This window comes from Enterococcus sp. RTP21361st1_A6_RTP21361_211029 (assembly GCF_040910045.1).
GTDB classification, from domain to species: domain Bacteria; phylum Bacillota; class Bacilli; order Lactobacillales; family Enterococcaceae; genus Enterococcus_D; species Enterococcus_D gallinarum.
In genome coordinates this window covers 1-1,254 of sequence record NZ_JBDGBK010000219.1, presented here as the reverse complement: position 1 = coordinate 1,254, position 1,254 = coordinate 1, and the positions used below count along the sequence as shown (strand labels likewise).

Sequence of the window (1,254 nt, the reverse complement as noted above, 5' to 3'; positions counted from 1 at the left end):
GGGTCTGCTGGCCGCTGGCAAGGCGGATGGCGACACCATCGCATTCGTGAAGACCGCGCTGGCTGAGGTCGAGGGCATCGACCGTCAGATGGACGGTATGAAGCAGGCCGATGATCTGCTCACGCAGATCGGCCAGCTCAACGCCAAGTCTGGTGTGCGGCATGTCGGTGGCTCCGATGCCATCCATGCCAAGAGCGTCGGCGAATATTACGTCCAGTCCATGCAGACGGCGGGCCTTGACGTGAAGTCCGCCATCGCTCATGGCTACGAGGTCGAGTGCACCCAGACCGATACCGAGCCTGCTCGCCCGTATCAGCGTCCGCTGGTCGTGGCCGACCTGTTCTCTACCGGCGCCATCACCGGCACCGTCCTGCAGTACCCGGTTTTCGATGAGCTGGAAGGCAACGCCAAGATGGTCGAGGAGACCGGCGCCGCCCCGCAGGTCCATTGGAAGGACCCGACTTGGAAGCAGGACAAGATCGGCAAGGTGGCCAGCTTCTTCGGCATCAGCGAGGACATGATGGATGATCTGTCCTGGGTCATCGGCGAAATCAACGACGCAGCGCAGTATGACCTGAAGCTGCAGGAGGAGACGCAGCTGCTGTCCGGCAATGGCAGTGAAAACAATCTGACCGGCCTGTTCAACCGTGAAATTCAGACGATGAATAAGGATGAACTGTCCGACGCCGACCGCCTGTCCAAGGCCGCCCTGCAGATCACCACCACCACCAACTTCCAAGCCGACGCCTACGTGATGAATCCGCTTGACTTCTGGAAGCTGACCATCGCCAAGGATGCGAACGGCAACTACCTCAACCTGACCGATGGGGCCAAGCTGTGGAACATCCCGACCGTGGCCACCGCCGCCATCACCGAAGGCACCGCGCTGGTCGGTGCCTTCAAAAGCGCCAAGGTGCTGCGCAAGGGTGGTCTGGTCGTGAAGATGACCGACTCCGACACTGACGATTTCCTGCACTTCAAGCAGAAGTGCCGCGTCTCCGAGCGTCTGGGCCTGCAGGTCAAGTATCCGAAGGCCTTCGTGAAGGTCACTCTCGGTAAGGCGGCCTGATCATGACGCAGAAGTACGTGCGCTTCGCCACTACGAAAGAGGCGAACGTCGACAAGACGCAGGACGTGGCGGAGCTTGTGGCGCTTGACGCCAAGGGCAAGCCGGTCACTATCGGCGGTGCCGTCTCTCTTCCGGTGGCGAAGAATGTGCCAAAGGCAGCTTCTACCGCGCCGACCAAGCAGGAA

2 protein-coding genes are annotated in these 1,254 nt (G+C 60.9%); both read left to right on the top strand.

The window, feature by feature from the left end; all coding sequences use genetic code 11:
• On the top strand, positions 1 to 1,069 hold a 1,069-nt coding region (locus AB5Z52_RS17190), incomplete at its 5' end, for a phage major capsid protein (RefSeq protein WP_368267157.1).
• 2 nt (positions 1,070 to 1,071) lie between these two features.
• The coding region (locus AB5Z52_RS17185) for a hypothetical protein (protein WP_368267156.1) at positions 1,072 to 1,254 on the top strand (183 nt) is incomplete at its 3' end.